Raw genomic sequence first — 14,629 nt, 5'->3', positions numbered from 1 at the left:
AATACGTTTCAAATTCATTTTTTTTTAAAATTTGAAAATTGTTTTTTATATAAAGCTTCTGTAAACGGTGTTTCGTAATCCAACTTCCAATAACAATAAAATACCAGCAAAAATCAAGAACGGCCTGTATTTTTCATCATAATCATAGAATTTTAGCTCTTCGATTTCGGTAGTTTCAAGCTTGTTGATTTCGTTGTAAATGGTTTCCAGTTTTTGGTTGGAAGTTGCTCTGAAATATTTTCCGCCGGTGTTTTTAGCGATACTTTTCATTAATTCCTGATCGATTTCTACTTTCATCATCTTGAAAATAAAATCACCATTTGCCGCCAAAGCATAAGGATATTCCGCCATTCCGTTGGTTCCTAAACCAATTGTATAGACTTTGATTCCGTATTCTTTAGCAATGTCCGAAGCCGTTTCGGGTTCAATCGTTCCTGAATTATTTACACCATCGGTCAACAAAATAATAATCTTGCTTTTTGCCTTGCTGTCTTTTAATCGGTTGATGGCGGTTGCCAATCCAGTTCCAATTGCCGTTCCATCTTGCAAAACGTTATCAAATTTGATACCTCTCAAAGCGTCAATAACAACAGCTTTATCACTTGTTACGGGTGTTTTTGTATAACTCTCTCCTGCATAAACGACTAATCCAATTCGGTCATTTGGTCTTGAAGTAATAAAATCCGAAGCGACTCTTTTCAATGCTTCCATTCGGTTTGGTTTCAAATCGCGGGCCAACATTGAACTCGAAACGTCAATCGCCAAAACGATATCAATTCCTTTTGTGGTTTTGGTTTTACTGCTGATGTCAACCGTTCTTGGTCGGGCCAAAGCCACAATCATCGAAGCCAAAGCCAATATTCTCAATACAAATAGAAACGGTTTTAGTTTTGCCAAAAGCGAAGGCGAAGTTTGAAACCCTTTCAGCGAACTCATTTTCAAAGTGGCTGATTGTTCGTTTCTTTTCCAGATTTGCCAGCCGATTAGTAGCGGAAGCAAAAGGAACAGCCAAAAGAATCCTGGGTTTAAAAAAGTTACGTTTGTCATCATTGTGCTACTTTTTTAAGTTCAACAGAATTTAATATTCTTTCGGAAATTTGGTTGGCATATTGGTCGCCTTCTTCATGGAGGATTACAATTTGTTGTACCCCGCCTTCTTGACCAAAAATCAATATTTCAAAATATAACTTCGTACTTTCCTTTTTGATAGGGTTAATGAGTGAGAATGATCCATACCCTTTTTTTCCTGTAATTCCTTCTTTAGTGTTAAAATCTTCTTGCTTTAAAATCATATTTTGAGCCCCCTGTGCCTCTAAAACTTGAACAGAACCTTCAAGCCCTTTGTCCAAATCAATTTCCACCTGTTCTTTGTATTGTAATGTTGAAACAGAAATATAAAAATTATCAAGAATGCTTCCATACGAAAACAGTTGCATATCCTTTATAACCGCGAAAGCCTCTTTTGGCAAGGTCTTTTTGGCATCCATACGTTTCAAAACCTTTGGAGTCTCAACTCTTACAGATGGATTTCCGTATTCGCTCAACACCCATTCGCCTTCGACCAAATCTTTCGTTGGATGTCCAATTATGTTATCTTTTACAAAATCAAAACCTTTGGTAAAAACCAAGAAGGTGAAAACCCCAATCGTCAATCCAATTACCGAAGCAATCGCAATTCCTATTCTGGCATTTCTCTTCTTTCTCAATTTTTCTTTGATAAGTTTTTGCCTTTGTGCTTCGTTCAGGATGTCATCTTCTTCCACCACTTCTTCTGGAATGGCGTTGTCAAGTGTAAGGATTGCCTTTTCGATTTTCTTCTTGTCTTCTGCAATTTCGAAATCAAGTGGTTTAGATTTTGCAAATTTCACCAAATCGGCTTGTTTTAAAACACGTTCTAAATTTTCTAACGTCTCTTGCGAAACGGCCATTTTCTTTTTCTGCGAAGCATTTCTCAACGCTACAATCAGCTCCGAAGTGGTGCTTTCCATTGCTGGAATTTCGATGGCTTCTTCGATATAATTTCTAGCGATATCGGTCAGTTCACTATAATAGGCTTTCACTTCACCTTTTTGCCAAAGTTCTTTTTTCTCCAAGGTGTTCAACAAGCTTGTGGCTTTTTCTATAGGTGTTTTATAGACTTCTTTCTCTACTTTCTTTTTCTGGTATTTTTTTATCAGATAATAAACCAAGAATCCAATTCCTACCAAAGCCAAAATAATCAATAACCATTTCCAAATTCCACTCGAAGCAGATTCGGCTCCAATGATGGGTTTGATTTCATACATTTTTTGTTGCAAGGTATCCACCTGAACATTTGCTACTTCTACCGAAAGTGAATCTGTAAAATAAGGTTTTTGGTTAATGAAAACTTTCAGACTCGGAACGGTATATTTTCCTGAATCAAATTGAGCCAATCCGTATTTTTTGATGAGTTCGTAGCGGTTGTCTTTCTTTACCGTATCCACCACATAATTCCGGATGACTTCCATTCTTCCAAAAGTAGTTGCTGTAGGAAAAACAACAGTTTCAGTAGTATCAACAACCGTTCTCAACGTCAGATTAAACTGTGCTCCAATTTTATTCTTGGTGGTATCAATAGAAGTTTCAACCCGTTTTTGGGCAAAAAGTGTAGTTGTAAATAAAAGTAATAGTATGTAGAATTTTATTTTCATTCTCATGTATTTAAACCTGATTGGTTTTAAACTTGTTTCGGAATTATCTCGATTTGAAATAGCCCAATAATTTGGTCACATAGCTTTCATCGACTCTTGTGTTGACGGCACCTGCACCACATTTGCTGAAGGTTTCTTTGAAAAACTTTACCTTTTCGTGATAATATTTTTCATAATCCAATCGCACCTGTTTTGAACCGGTATTGATCAACTGCACTTGACCTGATTCGGCATCCAGCATCGGAACCATTCCTAGATTAGGTATTTTTTCCTCACGGATATCATAGACTCTAATTCCGGTAATATCATGTTTTTTAGAAGCAATTTTCAAGGTATGTTCGTAATCATCTGCAATAAAATCGGAGATCAAGAAAACAATGGCTTTCTTTTTTTGAGTTCCTGAAAGAAATTTTAAAGCTTGGTTGATGTCAGTCTTTTTGCTCTTTGGTTGAAATTCGATCAACTCACGGATGATTCTCAAGACGTGCGATTTTCCTTTTTTTGGAGGAATATACAATTCTATTTGATCGGAAAACAAAATAAGTCCAATCTTGTCATTATTTTGCGTAGCCGAAAAAGCCATAGTTGCAGCAATCTCGGTAACAATATCTTCCTTGAATTGATTTTTAGAACCAAAACCAGCCGAACCACTGATGTCCACCATGAGCATCATCGTCAGTTCGCGTTCTTCTTCAAAAACCTTAACGTGAGCTTCATTGTATCGAGCTGTAACATTCCAGTCGATGGCTCGAATATCATCTCCATATTGGTATTGACGAACTTCGCTAAAAGTCATACCACGACCTTTGAATGACGTGTGGTATTCACCCGAAAAGATATGATCGCTCAATCTTCGGGTCTTGATTTCTATTTTTCGTACTTTTTTGAGTAGCTCCTTTGTATCCATTTTTTGAGTGTTCAGTGATCAGTGATCAGTGGTCAGTGGTCAGTGCTTTGCGTTATCTATAATAACTGCTAACTGAATACTGCTAACTGAATACTTTTTTAAGGTACTTCGATTTCGTTTACGATTTTGTTGATGATATCTACAGAAGTGATGTTTTCCGCTTCAGCTTCATACGTAATACCAATCCTGTGACGTAACACATCATGAACAACGGCACGAACATCCTCTGGAATCACATAGCCACGACGTTTGATGAAGGCATAACATTTGGCAGCGGTTGCCAAGTTGATGCTTCCACGTGGAGATGCTCCAAAACTGATTAGTGGTTTTAATTTTTCTAATTTATATTTTTCAGGATAACGCGTTGCGAAAATAATATCCAGGATATATTTCTCGATTTTTTCATCCATATAGACTTCGCGAACTGCTTCTTGAGCTCTCAAGATTTGTTCGACAGAAATAACAGCGTTTACTTTTTCAAAAGCTCCTTTTAGGTTTTGACGAACCACCATTCTTTCATCTTCCATTTTTGGATAATCGATAACGGTTTTTAACATAAAACGATCGACTTGAGCTTCCGGTAACGGATATGTTCCTTCTTGCTCCACCGGGTTTTGAGTAGCCAAAACCAAGAAAGGCTTGTCTAGTTTAAAAGTTGTATCGCCAATGGTAACTTGTTTTTCCTGCATCGCTTCAAGCAAAGCCGATTGTACTTTTGCTGGAGCACGGTTGATCTCATCAGCCAGAACGAAGTTGGCAAAAATAGGTCCTTTTTTAATCGAAAACTCATTGGCTTTGATGTTGTAAATCATCGTTCCAATAACATCGGCAGGTAATAAATCTGGAGTAAACTGGATTCTACTGAAAGAACCTTGAACGGCTTGTGAAAGCGTGTTGATGGCCAACGTTTTTGCCAAACCCGGAACACCTTCCAAAAGGATGTGTCCTTGGCCTAATAGTCCGATTAACAATCTTTCGATCATGTGCTTTTGGCCTACGATCACTTTATTCATTTCCATGTTGAGAAGGTCAATAAAAGCACTTTCTCTTTCAATTTTTTCATTAATTGCCCTTATGTCTAAAGTAGCTGTATTTTCTTCCATCTTTGTTTTTTTAGTAGACTATTTTTGTTGAAATAATTTAACAGTGCAAATTGACTTTTTTTTTAGAAGTAAGATGTTAAAAAATGGTTAAAACTTCTGTGAAACCTTTGTCTTTAAGGATGAATTGTGATTTTGTTTTTATATTTTTAAGAACTTAAAAAAACATATCATGAAAACAGCGTTTTCGCAAATAATTGCAGGAACAATGAACTGGGGAATTTGGGATAAAAACCTCTCCACATCCGAGATGGCAAATCTCATTCACGTTTGTCTAGAAAACAAAATTACCACCTTTGATCATGCCGATATCTATGGCGATTATACTACTGAAGCTGCCTTTGGAAAAGCTTTTGCAGAAAGTAAAATTGACCGAAAGAAAATCCAGTTAATTTCTAAATGTGGGATCCAACACATTACCCCAAACCGTGACAACAAAGTCAAGCATTATGACTATTCAAAAGAATATATTATTTGGTCGGTTGAGAACTCTTTGAAAAATTTAAAAACCGATTATTTGGATGCTCTTCTTTTGCATCGTCCGAGTCCTTTGATGCAACCCGATGAAATTGCCGAAGCGGTTGAAAAACTAAAAGCCGAAGGCAAGATTCTTGATTTCGGGTTATCAAATTTCACTCCTTCACAAACTGATTTGATTCGGTCCAAGACAGAAGTGAATTACAATCAGGTTCAATTTTCGGCAACTCATTTCGAAGCGATGATTGATGGCAGTCTGGATTATATGCAACTTCATAACATTACCCCAATGGCATGGAATCCTCTTGGAACTGTTTTTCGTGAAGATACCATCCAAACCCGAATACTCAAAAAACTCCTAGCTACTTTGGTCGATAAATACCACGTAGGTTCGGATATGATTTTGTTAGCATGGATTTTACAGCATCCTGCCAAGATTATTCCGGTAGCAGGAACTGTGAATGTAGCCCGTTTGCAATACATCAACAATGCAACCCAACTTGTGCTGGACAAGGAAGATTGGTTTGCCATTTGGACAGAAAGCATGGGGAATCCGGTTCCTTAATTTAGTTGGCAGTGAACAGAGGTCAGTGTTCAGTGACCATTTTGAGATAATTATGTTACTTAATCAATTTAAATGAAAACAGTATTAATAACCGGAGCTACTAGCGGAATTGGTAGGGCAACGGCAAGGGCTTTCGCCAAAAATAATTACAAGATCATCATTTGCGGAAGGCGAGAAGACCGACTGGCAGAATTACAGGATGAGCTTTCACAACGAACAGAAGTACATACTTTGCTGTTTGATGTTCGGCAGAAAAAAGCGGTCAAGGAAAGTATTACTTCACTTCCCGAAGATTTTGCAAACATTGATATCCTAATCAATAATGCAGGAAACGCTCATGGTTTAGACCCCATTCAAAACGGAGATTTGGACGATTGGGATGCGATGATCGACATCAATGTAAAAGGATTGTTGTATGTTTCAAAAGCTATAATCCCGAAGATGATTGAAAGACGAAAAGGCCATATCATCAATATTGGTTCGACAGCTGCCAAGGAAGTATATCCGAATGGCAATGTATATTGTGCCACGAAGCATGCCGTTGATGCCTTGAATCAAGGAATGCGAATGGACTTGAATCCATACGGAATTAGGGTAGGAGCGATTCATCCAGGAATGGTAGAAACGGAATTTTCAGAGGTGCGTTTCAAAGGTGATACCGAGAGAGCTTCTAATGTCTATAAAGGTTTCGAACCGCTTCAGCCAGAAGATATTGCCGATATTATTGTGTTTGTAACAACGAGACCTTACCATGTGAATATTGCCGATTTGATGGTGATGAGTACAGCTCAGGCATCCTCCACAATCGTGAATAGAATTATCTAATTCCCTCAAAGTTATCACCCAGACAGAAGATGAGGTTATTATAATCAAAATCAAATTTGCAACGCTTCTTTATGAAATCCTTCCTCCGTCAGGACAAGAATGCAGAGGAGAGGGTTGGGGATAAATTTTAAAAAAATAATGATAAAAATATTTTTCACGTTGGGGTTGGTAATGGGGTTGGTATGCACTGTTAACTCACAAATAATAACCATTAAAGATAACGAAACTCAAAAGCCAATAGAATTAGCAACTTTAATGAGTGCAAATACTAATGCTTTCGTAACAACAAATGCAAAAGGACAAGCTATCATTTCAGTTTTCGAGGGTTCGAAGAAAATAGTAATCCGCAGTCTTGGGTATAAAACTGAGATAAAAAGCTTTGCTGAAATAGAAAAAATGAATTTTGAGGTAATGCTGACGGTTTCTGTAACTCAATTTGATGAAGTTGTGGTTTCGGCCACTCGATGGAGGCAGACATCAAGAAACATCCCTTCTAAAATTTCAATTATTTCTCCTAAAGATGTTGCATTGTACAATCCTCAGACCGCTGCGGATTTACTCGGATCGTCTGGTGAAGTATTCATTCAAAAAAGCCAACAAGGTGGTGGGAGTCCTATGATAAGAGGTTTTTCTACTAATAGGCTCCTCTATACTATAGATGGTGTACGGATGAACTCGGCCATATTCAGATCGGGAAATATCCAAAATGTAATCTCTTTAGACCCATTTGCTATTGAAAACACCGAAGTGTTTTTTGGACCTGGTTCTGTCATTTATGGTAGTGATGCGATTGGAGGTGTAATGAGCTTTCAGACACTTACTCCCCAATTATCATTAACAGATAAACTACTGGTATTGGGCAAAGCCGTAAGCCGCTATTCATCTGCAAATAATGAAGCAACAAATCACTTTGATGTGAATGTAGGTTGGAAGAAGTGGGCTTCGGTAACAAGTTTCTCACATTCTAAATTTGGAGACCTTCGAATGGGAAAATATGGCCCTGATGAATATTTGAAAACCTTCTATGTGCAGCGTTTGGATTTGGAAGATAGAGTTTTTGAAAATGCTGACCCACGAGTTCAAAATCCAAGTGGATATTCACAAATGAACATGATGCAAAAAATCAGATTCAGCCCAAACCATAAGTGGGATTTTCAGTATGGTTTTCATTATTCAGAAACATCCGAGTATTCACGTTATGATCGTCATCTAGAGACTCAAGACAATGGATTACCAGCGGCAGCTGTTTGGAACTATGGACCCCAAATCTGGATGATGAACAATTTAATGGTTACACATGTTCAAAGTAACAAGCTATATGATCGAATGACAATACGCTTGGCTCAACAATATTTTGAAGAAAGTAGAATAGACAGAAGATTTAATCATCATAGATTAAGAACCCAACTAGAAGAAGTTGCTGCTTATTCTGCAAATATAGATTTTGAAAAAAGTGTAAAAAAACACAGGTTTTATTATGGTGCTGAATATGTGCTGAATGACGTAACTTCAACTGGATCAGCAGTTGACATTAGGGATGAAAGTCCTATTCTTGTTCCTGACAGATATCCCGCTTCTCAATGGAGTAGTTATGCAGGGTATTTGAATTATCAGTTTGTCGCCTCCGACAAGTTTTTGATTCAAGCAGGAGCGAGATTTAGCGCATTCCATGTAAAGTCTGATTTTACACGTCATCTTGATTTTTTCCCGTTTGATTTTACAAGTTCTAGTATTAAGAATTCCGCAACAACGGGAAGTTTAGGACTCGTTTATACACCTGATGCAACTTGGAAAATCAGCTTGAACGGAAGTACTGGATTTAGAGCTCCAAACGTGGATGATATAGGTAAAATATTTGACTTTGCAAGCGGTGAAGTAATTGTACCAAATACGTCCTTAAATGCCGAATATGCCTACAACGGAGAATTAAATATTTCAAAAATTTTAGGTAATGTTGTAAAACTTGATGCTACTGGTTTCTACACCTATTTGGATAATGCAATGGTTCGTAGAACTTTTCAGGTTAATGGACAGGATAGCATCATGTTTGATGGGGAGATGAGTAAAGTTTATGCTATTCAAAATGCGGCATATGGTACAGTTTATGGCTTCAATGCAGGAATAGAGCTTAAACTGCCATCAGGTTTTAGCCTTTCCTCACATTATAATTATCAAGTAGGCAAAGAGGAAATGGATAATGGGGATGTGAGCCCTTCAAGACATGCCGCTCCCGCATTTGGAATTACTCGGTTTTCCTATCAGAAAGATAAACTGTTTATGCAATTCTATGCGATGTACAGTGCCGAAGTGCGTTATGATAATCTCAATCCAGAAGAACAAGGCAAACCAGTAATTTATGCAAAAGATGCAGATGGCAATCCTTATTCTCCAAGTTGGTACACGCTTAATTTTAAGGCAATGTATCAGTTTCATCAGAACCTAGCTGTGAGTGCAGGGATTGAAAACATAACGGATCAACGTTATCGACCATACAGTTCAGGTTTAGTTGCACCTAGTAGAAACATTATTCTATCTATAAGATGTAATTTTTAATCATCTAATCACAATTTATTGATTGTCGCTAATTACTAATAATCATTAAAAAGCCTTATTTTTGAAAGGTAAAAGCAATGAATTTATTCCGTTTTGCATCAAATTTTGAGAGTGAAGAATCTTGTTGAGTTCATTTTAAAAACAGAAACTTTAATGTAGATTCATATCGCAATCAGTAAAACGGACAATCAAAAAAATAAAAAGTAATGATCAACAAACGCCTTCTCATCAAAAACCTTCTCGCCCATAACGACGAGAGTAGTTTTTATGACAAAAAGCGACAGTTGAACCTTCATACCCGGGAAGGGAAAGCCAAATTCCTAAAACATATTTGTGCCTTGTCCAACTCAAATCCAACTAACAATTCCTATATCGTTGTGGGTGTGGAAGACCATGACAACGAAATTGTAGGCGACGATTTTTTCGACGACAGTCGGATCCAAAACCTTGTGAATGCCTTTCTCGAAAATCCTCCTAAGATTCAATATGAAAATGTTCCGTTTCCAAATCTTCCAAAGGACAAGGTGATTGGACTGGTTACGATTAAACCCAAAAATAAAGCTTCGTTTTTTAAAAAAGGAATTCACACCATTCCAGCAAATTCTATTTTTATCCGAAGAGGCAGTAACTCGGTTCCCATTGAAGGTGAGTTTGAGAAAAATTATCAAAATACCGAAACGGTTATTAGCATCGAAAACAGCTCGCGAAACAGCATCGGCTATACCCTTGATGGCGTGATGGATTTCATGAACAACCGCCACAAGGACATGACACCGGAATATAAAGTTTTCAAGGAACTTTTCGTGATTTGCTGGGCAGGAATTCCAAAACGGGTCAAGAACAAAACCTATCTTTCGCGTGTTGACATTGAGCTGGTCAACGAGCAAATCAAGCTGTTCTATTCGGCTCTGGATGAGGTGGCAATCGAATATGACGATGATGTTTTCACGATAACCGAGTATGTTTCGTTGGGATTAAACGACAAGACGAGCTTCTATGAATTGGAAAAAGTCAGTATTCATTTTTTTGAAAATGGCTACTATAAAATCGAAAGGGAAATGCTGTTCCAGCCACCAGAGTTTAACCGGAAGATGCTTTTTCATATTTACAACTCAAATTTAGCCCTTATCGCCAAACTCGAAAAAGGCTTCTCGCTAACCGAACGAGAGAATATCGACCTCACTAACCTTCCATCAACGTTGATGATTTGCTATCTTAATGGCTTTGAAGATGCCAAGCAAATCTTGATTGATGCCAAGCCTCTTCTAAAAAAGCATCACAATACTACAGTGTATCTTTCCTTTAAGGAAGCCATGCGAATCTTACGAAAGATGAAATATGATCTTAACTAAACTCTTTTCAAGGAGCGAATCGCCGTTTTATGTCACAAGACCATATTCCTGCTGGATGCACCTATCTTTTGTTCCGAACCCTGGAACAAAAGGATAGATGCAACCATCAGGGCTAGAAGGAAAGCCATTTTATCTTTTCTAATCTTCGTACCCATCTCACAAATCAACAATACTATAAAAAGGGCATCCCACAAACCTTTTCAATGTGTTACATTTTTATAAGAAACATCAAATTTGTAACTTTGAAAAAAAATAGCAGATGAGTAGTACATTCGCGATTGGCGACATACACGGCGGACTAAAAGCCTTAGAACAAGTGCTGGATCGAGCACCTTTACAACCCAATGACAAACTGATTTTTCTAGGCGATTATGTAGATGGTTGGAGCCAGTCGCCAGAGGTTTTGGATTATTTGATGCATCTAACAACTACTTATAATTGCGTTTTTATTCGGGGAAACCATGACGAGTTACTGCTCAAATGGTTCAAGGTGAAAACCCACAACGAGATGTGGTATCATCATGGTGGAGAGGCCACTGTCACGGCCTACAAGAAGGTTGCTTCTGCAAGAATTGACGAGCATATTGCTTTTCTAGAACACCTGGAAGATTATCATCTGGACAAGCAAAATCGCCTCTTTGTGCATGCCGGTTTCACGAATCTCAACGGGGTGGAATATGAATATTTTCCTAAAATGTTTTATTGGGAACGAACTCTTTGGGAAACCGCTTTGGCGTTAGATCCAAACATGAGTACAAAAGATCTCCGCTATCCAAAACGATTTACATTATACAAAGAAATTTATATCGGCCACACGCCAGTTACCCGAATCGAGGAGACAGTTCCCGTGCAAATGGCAAATGTTTGGAACATTGATACAGGTGCTGCTTTCAAAGGTCCGCTGACGGTTATTAATGTAGATACCAAGGAATTTTGGCAGAGTGATCCTGTTCATACACTTTATAAAAGAGAAAAAGGCAGAAATTAATTTTTTTAAGCATAATATTTGTTATATTTAGGCGACAAAAACAAATTAAAAGCTATGAAAAAAACAATTTTAGGCCTTGTGTTCCTTGCCGGAACGGTTATGGCAAATGCACAAAGTGGAGAGTTTCCGCAGCATGAAGTGAAGTTCAATATCTTCAATGTGATTGCATTGGGATCGGTAGAAGTGGGGTATGAATATTATTTCGATCATCATCAATCGGTTGGTTTGGATGTTTTGATTAATGATACCTATAATATGAGTATCGGCCGACAAGTGGAGGATTTCAATACTAACAGCATGCAGCTTTCCTATAACTATAATATTTCCAGACGAGACGACGGATCTGGGTTTATAGTTTCGCCGTTGGTCAAGTTTCGTTTTGGCGACTATCAAGAAACGAGTGACGCACCAAAGATTGATATGGACAGTTTTATCATTGGCCTTGGAGCCGGATATAAATGGAGCTTCAACAACCGTTTTGTGATGGGGCCTTTCGCCAATATCGGGAGAAACTTTAGCGAAGATGTTACCAATGAGTTTACAAAAATTGAATTTAGTGCAGGTTTCAATCTCGGATTTAAATTCTAGAAACTTCTCAAAAAATGAAGCAGGAAAGCTCCCATATTTTATTGGGAGCTTTTTTTTGGAAAAAAAATTTAACATTTTTTGAACCAAAAAGGAGTTGATTCAAATAAAATTAATACTTTTACAGGCTATAACTGTCAGTCAGTTAGAAAATTACCCTAACCGTTACATGAAGTATCCTTATATAATCATCGATGACGACCACGAAAGTGTTCTGAAAACGCAGTCAGCCTTTGACAGCTTTTCGAACTATTTCTTGTTGGGAACTGCCGATAATTATGATGATGCGGTTAATTTGGTATTGGAACACAATCCAAAATTGATTGTTTTGGAAATTGATCCAATCAATAAGGAAAGCAGATTGTCTCTTGCACTAATCAATGAATTGCATCGTTTTGTAAAGAACATGCCAAGGATCATTGTTTTAACAAAAGGCAAAGAATTAGCATACGAAGCGTTGAAGAATGAGGTCTTTGATTATTTATTGAAACCGATCAACATTCATGAACTTCGAAAAACCATCATGAAGTTTGAAAGAAACGTAGAAGATACTCCAACTACCATTTGCATTAAATCGTATGGCGATTATCGTTTTGTGGACACCGATGATATAGTGTACCTGCAAGCCGATAATAATTCTACCGATTTATACATCAATAACGGTGATACCATCACGGCTTTCAAAACATTGAAACATTTTGAGAACACACTTCCTCCTCAATTTGTGAGAATCCACAATAGTTATATCATCAATATGAGTTATGTTTCCAGAATTCATTTGGGTAACAATGTGGTGTATATCAAGAACAGCAAGATCCAATTGCCGTTCTCTAAATCCTATAAAAAGAACGTCGATTTGATTATTAGCTTGATTGCTAATAGTGACGGGAAGGATTTGTAATATTATTTATTTTCAATTGTTTTAAAGATTACGTATTTATACGTATTGTTTTGTTTGTTTTTTATTTCTAACATTGTTAAATCAAAAACAATTAAAACAATTAAAACAATTATTATATGGCCAAACAATCAAAACAATTGCAAAAACATTTTACCCTCTTTGTGCTCTTGCTCTTTGGGACCTTTATTGTTTCCTGCGAAAGCGAAGAAGACTTTGTTGAGGAAAGCAATCAAACCCAAAGCCAAACCCCAGACTTGCCGATTTCGATAGTCACCACAACCTATCAAGAAGCAGGCGAAAAATTCAGGCAGCTTTCCAGCAAGCATGAATTAGACCAGCACCTGCGGTTGATCTCGCATGAGGGCATGCAACAAAAATCATCCTCCACCAGTATCGTGATTATATCAGAAGTTGTGAAGGAAATAAAGCAGGGCGACTATACTTCCTATACCATGCTTATTGAACCCAAGGACATCACGAGTAACATTTTTTATAACCTGACCATCGAGGAAGTGAATGGCACCACAAAAATGTTTATCACCAAGTATGCCCCAACCGAAGGGTGGCTGGAAGCTAACCATCTGCCTTTTGAGGGGCAGGTTACGACCTTTAGGATTAATGATTTGCAAACTACTATAGACAAAGTGGATACTCCCATACTTGGCGGAGGTGGCGGAGGCAATAGTGTCTATCCTACAGATTGCAACGGGTCTGTTGTGGCCACAATTGTTGTAGTTGAGTTTCCTTGTCCTTGTGAAGGACATCGTGTAGGTGATTATTGTGAAGGCTGTAGCATAGGAGCATTTCCTTACAATGAATACAAAACCGTTTATGAATGCATTGGTGGCGACCCTTTTACAGATCCACCTGGCGGAACACCCGGAACCACCAATCCTCCCGATACAGGTGGTAGTGCACCTGGGACTACATCGCCTGCAGGGAATGATCCTTCTTTGACAACTCCTGTTGGGCCGAACGATGGAACACCAAACGCTTCGCCTCCGTGTATTACGATTAAGGAAAACACTAGTGGCAATGTAGCCTATAAACAAAAGTTTAAAGCTTTAAACACGAATGCCAATTATAATGAGGACCATGAAACAGGTTTTTTCCTCGTGGGTAGTTCTTATGTTGATGGTGTCCCAGATCCTGGAAATAATGCTCTTATTGTTCCTCCTAATGCAAAAAACGGCACACATGTTCATAACAACCAGCCAAAAACGTATATTGGTAATGAAGAAACCTATGATGCTGCAATAAAAATGCTTTCTGTTTTAGACCTATTAAAAATGATTAAGGATATGCAACCGCAAAACGCTGATGCAACAGACACCTTTGTGGCAATGCTGTCAAATGAAGGGATATTTGCCATAACTATTTTAGAACCTATTGAATGGAATCCAGAATTGCATCGTAAATTAGGAGAATTTGAGAAATACTATGATAAGCGTGTTAAGCCTTTTATAACCAATTATAATGGTTATACTGCTAATTCTAGAAAAAGCTTCCTAACGAAAATGTTTCTTCAAGGTCTAAAAGAATTTGGCTTGAACAACAAGATAGGTCTTTTTGAAGGTGTGGTTGAAAATGCAAATGATCCAAACATCAACAACTATAACATAAAATGGACACGGAAAACTTTAAAGTCGGTATTTTTAGGGGATAATGTAATATCAGAACCTTGTAACTAATTATTAAAAATTT

Annotated in this window: 12 protein-coding genes; 8 read left to right on the top strand and 4 right to left on the bottom strand. The window is 37.7% G+C overall.

Annotation, left to right across the window (positions count from 1 at the left end; translation table 11 throughout):
- Positions 1-45 precede the first annotated feature (45 nt).
- The 4 genes from G508_RS0100985 to G508_RS0100970 form a co-directional block, all read right to left on the bottom strand.
- Complete coding sequence (locus G508_RS0100985) at positions 46-1,047, bottom strand: vWA domain-containing protein (protein WP_026703572.1); 1,002 nt, start codon at positions 1,045-1,047, stop codon at positions 46-48.
- Positions 1,047-2,672 carry a phenylalanine--tRNA ligase subunit alpha gene (locus G508_RS0100980; RefSeq protein WP_026703571.1) on the bottom strand — a complete coding sequence of 542 codons (1,626 nt, stop codon included), beginning with the start codon at positions 2,670-2,672 and terminating at the stop codon, positions 1,047-1,049. The genes G508_RS0100985 and G508_RS0100980 overlap by 1 nt, the downstream gene beginning before the upstream one ends.
- Before the next feature lie 43 nt (positions 2,673-2,715).
- Positions 2,716-3,579 carry a DUF58 domain-containing protein gene (locus tag G508_RS0100975; protein WP_026703570.1) on the bottom strand — a complete coding sequence of 288 codons (864 nt, stop codon included), beginning with the start codon at positions 3,577-3,579 and terminating at the stop codon, positions 2,716-2,718.
- Between the two features lie 98 nt (positions 3,580-3,677).
- On the bottom strand, positions 3,678-4,682 hold the full coding sequence (locus tag G508_RS0100970; RefSeq protein ID WP_026703569.1) for an AAA family ATPase: 1,005 nt from the start codon (positions 4,680-4,682) through the stop codon (positions 3,678-3,680).
- A gap of 166 nt (positions 4,683-4,848) precedes the next feature.
- On the opposite strand from G508_RS0100970, the gene G508_RS0100965 reads away from it, so the two are divergent.
- From G508_RS0100965 to G508_RS0100925, 8 genes are all read left to right on the top strand, one after another.
- On the top strand, positions 4,849-5,721 hold the full coding sequence (locus tag G508_RS0100965; protein ID WP_026703568.1) for an aldo/keto reductase: 873 nt from the start codon (positions 4,849-4,851) through the stop codon (positions 5,719-5,721).
- Positions 5,722-5,793: 72 nt separating this feature from the next.
- Positions 5,794-6,546, top strand: a complete 753-nt coding sequence (locus G508_RS0100960; protein WP_026703567.1) for an SDR family oxidoreductase — start codon at positions 5,794-5,796, stop codon at positions 6,544-6,546.
- Between the two features lie 138 nt (positions 6,547-6,684).
- The gene (locus G508_RS0100955; protein ID WP_051197376.1) at positions 6,685-9,099 is read left to right on the top strand and encodes a TonB-dependent receptor plug domain-containing protein; all 2,415 of its coding nucleotides are present in this window, start codon (positions 6,685-6,687) and stop codon (positions 9,097-9,099) included.
- A 206-nt stretch (positions 9,100-9,305) separates the two neighbouring features.
- Positions 9,306-10,451, top strand: a complete 1,146-nt coding sequence (locus tag G508_RS0100950; protein WP_026703565.1) for an ATP-binding protein — start codon at positions 9,306-9,308, stop codon at positions 10,449-10,451.
- A 259-nt stretch (positions 10,452-10,710) separates the two neighbouring features.
- Positions 10,711-11,439: a metallophosphoesterase family protein gene (locus G508_RS0100940; RefSeq protein ID WP_026703564.1), complete on the top strand. Its 729-nt coding sequence runs from the start codon at positions 10,711-10,713 to the stop codon at positions 11,437-11,439.
- Positions 11,440-11,493: 54 nt separating this feature from the next.
- Entirely contained in the window at positions 11,494-12,027 is a 534-nt protein-coding gene (locus G508_RS0100935) for a DUF3575 domain-containing protein (protein ID WP_026703563.1), read from the top strand.
- A gap of 166 nt (positions 12,028-12,193) precedes the next feature.
- Positions 12,194-12,925 carry a LytR/AlgR family response regulator transcription factor gene (locus G508_RS0100930; protein WP_026703562.1) on the top strand — a complete coding sequence of 244 codons (732 nt, stop codon included), beginning with the start codon at positions 12,194-12,196 and terminating at the stop codon, positions 12,923-12,925.
- 116 nt (positions 12,926-13,041) lie between these two features.
- Complete coding sequence (locus G508_RS0100925; protein WP_026703561.1) at positions 13,042-14,616, top strand: hypothetical protein; 1,575 nt, start codon at positions 13,042-13,044, stop codon at positions 14,614-14,616.
- Positions 14,617-14,629 lie beyond the last annotated feature (13 nt).

This window comes from Flavobacterium soli DSM 19725, assembly GCF_000422705.1.
GTDB classification, from domain to species: Bacteria; Bacteroidota; Bacteroidia; order Flavobacteriales; family Flavobacteriaceae; genus Flavobacterium; species Flavobacterium soli.
Note: the sequence above shows the minus strand (reverse complement) of the source record. Positions and strands in the feature narration are given on the sequence as shown.